The organism is Kitasatospora sp. GAS1066B (genome assembly GCF_041262605.1).
In the GTDB taxonomy this organism is placed as follows: domain Bacteria; phylum Actinomycetota; class Actinomycetes; order Streptomycetales; family Streptomycetaceae; genus Kitasatospora.
The window spans coordinates 1-5,395 of sequence record NZ_JBGCCO010000077.1 but is presented as its reverse complement, the minus strand read 5'-3'; the positions used below and the strand labels follow the sequence as shown (position 1 = coordinate 5,395).

The 5,395-nt window shown below is 70.7% G+C and carries 3 protein-coding genes and 1 pseudogene; all 4 read right to left on the bottom strand.

What is annotated here, in order from left to right; translation table 11 throughout:
- Positions 1-47 precede the first annotated feature (47 nt).
- Positions 48-638: a DUF742 domain-containing protein gene (locus ABH937_RS38020; RefSeq protein WP_280695007.1), complete on the bottom strand. Its 591-nt coding sequence runs from the start codon at positions 636-638 to the stop codon at positions 48-50.
- Between the two features lie 312 nt (positions 639-950).
- Positions 951-1,364 carry a roadblock/LC7 domain-containing protein gene (locus tag ABH937_RS38015; RefSeq protein WP_035797811.1) on the bottom strand — a complete coding sequence of 138 codons (414 nt, stop codon included), beginning with the start codon at positions 1,362-1,364 and terminating at the stop codon, positions 951-953.
- Positions 1,365-1,374: 10 nt separating this feature from the next.
- Positions 1,375-4,788 (bottom strand): nitrate- and nitrite sensing domain-containing protein, encoded by a 3,414-nt coding sequence (locus ABH937_RS38010; protein WP_370220838.1) that lies wholly within the window; start codon positions 4,786-4,788, stop codon positions 1,375-1,377.
- A 513-nt stretch (positions 4,789-5,301) separates the two neighbouring features.
- Positions 5,302-5,395: pseudogene (locus ABH937_RS38005) on the bottom strand (ATP-binding protein); the annotation flags it as partial.

The following is a 5,395-nucleotide window of genomic DNA, read 5'->3' as shown; positions in this document are numbered from 1 at the left end:
CGACGACGATCTTCGCGGAGGTGGTGGCGCGGGTGGCGGCCGCGGGGCTAGAGCTTGCGAAGTCCACTGAGGACCCTTTCGAGCAGCGTGACGTCGGGCTGGTTGCCGGATTCGCCCCCGGCGGCGGGCTGGTGGATGGCGACCAGGCCGGCCTCGGCGAGGTCGGCCACGAGGATCCGGGCCACCCCGAGCGGCAGCGAGAGCAGCGCGGAGACCTCGGCCACCGACTTCACCTCGGTGGCGCAGAGCGTGCAGATCCGCTGGTGCTCGGGCAGCAGCGTGGCGAGCCTGGCCTGGTCGACACTGGCCGATACCAGTGCCTCCAGGGCCAGTTCGTAGCGGGGCCGGGTCCGGCCGCCGGTCATCGCGAACGGCCGGATCAGCGGACCGCTGTCCGGCTCGTCGGCCGGCGGCTGAGCTGCCGGCCTGCTCGGAGCGGTCCGCGGTGCCTGCGGGTCCTGCTGCGGGTACGCCTGACCCTGGTGCGGGAGAGGCCGACCGTACGGGTCGCCCTGCCGGCCGTGCTGCGGTCTGCCGTAGCTCTGGCCTTGGCCTGCGCCGGGCGTCCCGAACGCGTCGTGGCCGGTGCCGGGGTACGGGACTCCGTACTGGCCCTGGCGATCGTCGGGCGGTGTCACGGTCCTCTCCTCACAGGATGCGGCGGTGCGGTGCAAGGTGCGGGGCGCGGCCTCGGTGGAACTGGGTGAGGCCGGTGGTGCGAGGTTCCGGTACAAAGCCCGAAGCCGAGCCCGTCGCCGCGGGCTCGGAAGGGGGCGGCTGGATACTACAAGTACTACGGCGGTGACCGCTCACCTTCACCGGGCGCTCCCGACGGTCCGTCAGGATAACCGGACGGGCCGTCAGGGGCGTACGAGAGGAGCGTACTGACCGGCCGTCAGCACACCGACGGCCGGGCCGTGTTGGCCCAGGAGCCCGCCCAGGACCCCTGCTCAGTGCAGGAGGCTGCCCTGGAGTTCGGCGCGCAGGGCGGGGGTGAGGACGGCGCCGGCGCGGTCGACGAGCAGGGCCATCTCGTAGCCGACCAGGCCGATGTCGGAGTCGGGGGAGGCGAGGACGGCGAGGGAGGAGCCGTCGCTGACGGCCATCAGGAAGAGGAAGCCTCGTTCCATCTCGACGACGGTCTGGTTGACGTCGCCGCCCTCGAAGATCCGGCTGGCGCCGGAGGTCAGCGAGGTGAGGCCGGAGGCGACGGCGGCGAGCTGGTCGGCGCGGTCGCGGGGAAAGCCCTCGGACATGGCGAGCAGGAGCCCGTCGGCGGAGACCACCACCGTGTGCGACACCCCAGGGGTGTTGTCCACGAAATTGGTGATCAGCCAGTTCAGGTTCTGTGCGGCCTGACTCATCTGACTCAACTCAACGCTCCTGGTGGTTCGGGCCGCCGAAGAGATCGGTGCTGTTGTTCTGCTGTCCGCGTCCGGGGCGGCCCGGCTGGGACATGTCCTGGTGGTCGATCCGGAAGCTGCCGGTCTGGCCGGACTCGGAGCCGGCGTTGCGGCCCTGCTCCACACCGCGGCGCAGGTTGGTCAGCCGGCCGCGGACCTCCTCGGGGCTGCGGGAGACCTGCGGTCCGTCCGCGGCGGCCGGCTTGGCGTTGCCGGGGACCAGGTTCTGCCGGGGCACCCGGCGCGGCAGACCGGAGTCGGTCACCCCGCCGGCGGCCGGCTCGCGGACCTGCTCGGCCCGCTGCCAGGCGCCGTCGTTCGCCGACTGCCAGGCGGTCGGGCCGGTCGGGCCGGAGGCACCGAGGCCGGACACCTGGTGGCCGGCGGGCTCGGGAGCCTCGGCGGACGAGGTGTCCTTGGCGCCGGTGAACCAGTTCGGCTGCTCGCCGGTGTCCAGGCCGCCGATCGGGCGGGAGCCGAGCCCGCTGCTCAGCTGCTGGCCGGGGCGGCGCTGCGGCAGCCCCGAGTCCAGTGCCGGGGCCTGCGGGGCCGGCAGCGCCGGGGTGCTCTCGTACGGGTGGCCGCTCGCGCTCTCCTGGCCGCGCTGGCTGCGCTGGCCGTGCTGGTCGCGCGGCGCGAAGCCGTCGAAGCCGGTCGGCTCGCCCTGGTAGCCGGCGGCCTGCTGCTGCTGGTACCCGGAGCCCTGGTAGCCGGCGTCCTGCTGCTGGTACCCGGAGCCCTGGCCGGAGTCCTGGCCGGAATCCTGGCCGGCGTCCTGGTAGCCGTACGGCTCGGCGGCCTGGTCGGCGTAGTAGCCCTCCTGGTAACCCTGCTGCCCGTAGTTCTGGTAGGGCTGCTGGTAGCCGGGCTCGGCGTACTGCTGGTCGTACTGGTTAGAGAAGCCGCTCTGCTGGTGGCCCTGGTAGCCCTGGTCGGCGTACGGAGCCTGCTGCTCGTACCCGGCCTCGGCCTCGACGTACTCGGCCTCGACGTAGTCGGCCTCGGCACCCTCGAACTCGCCCTGGGCGAAGTCCTGCGGCGCGAAGTCCGACGTGCCGAGCTCCCGCGAGGTGACGTGCGCCTGGTCGGCGCCGTCCTCGCCGGGACCGGCCTCCAGGGCCGCGCGACGGCGCTGGTCCAGCCGCAGCGAGCGCTGCATCGAGTCCAGTGCGGGGCTGAACCCGCCCTGCCCGCGGCCGCCGAGCGCCAGGTTGTCGTCGAAACCGAGCTCGGCCGCGCTGCGCGGGGCCGCGAAGGCCTCGTGCGACCAGGTGTCCTGCGGCGCCTGGTCGGTGAAGATCCGCGAGACGGTGAACTCTTCCTCCGGCTCCGGCATCGCACGCATCTGGGTGAGCGGGGCCGGGAGCATGACCAGCGAGGTGGTGCCGGCCGACTCGCCCGAGGGGCGCAGCTGGACCCGGATGTCGTGCCGGTCGGAGAGCCGGCCGACCACGAACAGGCCCATCCGGCGGGAGATCGAGGCGTCGACGGTCGGCGGCTCGGCGAGCTTCTCGTTGATCTCGGCGAAGTCCTCGGCGGTCAGGCCGATGCCCTTGTCGTGGATCTCGACCAGCACTCGGCCGTCCGGCAGCCGGGTCGCGTTGACGGTGACCCGGGTCTGCGGGCTGGAGAACGAGGTGGCGTTCTCCAGCAGCTCGGCGAGCAGGTGGACGAGGTCGGTCACGGCCGCGCCGATCACCTCGGCCTCGGGGATGCCGGACAGCTCGATGCGCTCGTACTGCTCCACCTCGGAGGCGGCGGCGCGCAGCACGTCGACCAGCGGGACCGGGGTGTTCCAGCGGCGACCCGGCTCCTCACCGGCCAGAACCAGCAGGTTCTCACCGTTGCGGCGCATACGGGTGGCCAGGTGGTCCAGCTTGAAGAGGCTCTCCAGCTGGTCCGGGTCGGCCTCGTTGTTCTCCAGGTCGGTGATCAGCGCCAGCTGACGCTGGATCAGACCCTGGCTGCGGCGCGAGAGGTTGGAGAAGATCGCGTTCAGGTTGCCTCGGAGCAGTGCCTGCTCGGCGGCGAGCGTGACCGCCTGGCTGTGGACCTGGTCGAAGGCGCGGGCGACCTCGCCGATCTCGTCGCGGCCCCACAGCGGGATCGCCTCGACGTTGGTGTCCACCCGGTCCGGGTCGGTCTTGGAGAGCTTCTCGACCAGGTCGGGCAGGCGGTGGTTGGCGATGTCGAGCGCGGTGGCGTTGAGCACGCGCATGCCCAGGATCATCGAGCGGGCGATGAGGCCGGTGAGCAGGCCGGCCAGCGCCAGCGAGGCGACCACGATCGAGGCGTTGAGGATGGCGTCGGTCTGGGCGCTGTCCTTGGCCGTGGTCGCGTCGGCGACGATGCTGTTCAGCAGGTTGGTCTCGGTGGTGCGCAGCGGGTTGATCTCGCTGGTGGTGGCCTGGACCCAGTTGGCCTCGTTGAAGCCCTGGTCCGCGGCCTGCTGCTGCTGCCGGGCGGAGGTGACCGGGTCGGTCGGCATCATCGCCTCGGTCTGGTAGGCCAGACCGATGTCCATCAGGCTCTGCACCGTCGGCAGCGTGACGTTGTCCGGCATCCGCAGCTGCGCGTGGGCGTCCGCGTCGGACTGGGCGACCACCGCGTTGGCGTAGATGCTGTTGTCGGCGGGGGAGGCACCGGTCTGGAAGCCGGCCAGCGAGGTCTGCTGGATGCTGTTGGAGACCAGCAGGTCCTGGATCAGCTGGGTGTTCTCGTACCGCGAGTTGCGCCCGGTGCCGATGCCGACGAACAGCATCAGCATCTGGGCGCGGCCGGTCGAGGACTCGGCCTTGGTCTGCGAGATGTCGTAGATCGCGCGGCCGCGGTTCACCCCGGCGGCACTACCGGCACCGACCGTGCTGTCGATCGACAGCAGCGGGCCGATCAGGGTCTGGTAGGCGTTGATGGTCGCGCTGGCGAACAGCTGCGGGGTGTAGGCGCTGGCGCGCAGGCTCTGCAGTGAGGCGACGTCGGTCTCGAAGGCCTGGTCGTCCTGGGTGATCTCGGGCTCGCCGGAGACCTTGGCGTAGGCGGCGCGGTAGGCGGCCAGTCGCTGGTCGGTGGCGGCCCGCAGCTTGGTCACCTGGCCCTGCGGGTCCTGGCCGGTCATCAGCGGCTGCAGGGTCATGTCGCGCTCGTTCTCCAGCGCGTCCGCCAGGTCGGTGGCGGCGCGGGCGAGGTTCGCGGCCTGCTCGGAGTGGGTCGCCTTGACGTAGTTGTCGAACGAGGTGTTGACGCGCATACCGCCGAAGACCAGCGCGATGGTGACCGGGATCAGCATGATCGCCATCAGCCGGACCGGCACGCGCCAGTTGCGGAAGGCCAGGAACTCATAGCGGCTGGTCTGCGTTGGACGTTCATCGTTGGGACCGATGATCACCTCCGACGCCACACCGCTCGATCGGCCTGGTGTGCCGGAGCCGGCCGTTGAACGCTCGGAGTTCGCCGCGAAGGGGGAGAACCCGGCAGTGCTCTGGCCGCTGCGGTCCGTCTCGCGGGGCTCGGGGCGCCGCTGCGGGGTGACTGGCTGCTTACGCCTCACTCGACAACAACCTCTCGGCCGACTGGCGGCCATGGATCAATCCAGCGGCTTACCCCTGGCCGCAGCCCGCTGCTGGGTGGAACTGCCATGAGTCAACTCGGGGTAGCTGGAATTTCAGCACGTGCGGGAGAACGGGACAAACAGCTCTTGCTGGCCGCCCACTGACGCACATATCGGACATTCAGTCACAGGAGCGACCAAACCAGCGGATGTCATGCGCCGAGCGCACCCGAACGACTACGGTGTGTCACGAAAACGTCCGAAATGCCTACCGAACCGTTATGCGATCCACAGAACCCGTTATGTGACGTACAGAACGGGGACCCCGAATGTTCGGAGTCCCCGTGATGGTCATCGCAGTCGGGCGAGGAGTGCGTGTTCGACGAGTGTGATGAGTGCGCTTTTGGCGCTGTCTCGGCGTCGGGCGTCGAGGGTGATGATGGGG

Excerpts from the sequence above, each read along its gene's own strand:
- ABH937_RS38015 (WP_035797811.1), bottom strand. The coding sequence starts at position 1,364 with ATGAGTCAGGCCGCACAGAACCTGAACTGGCTGATCACCAATTTCGTG.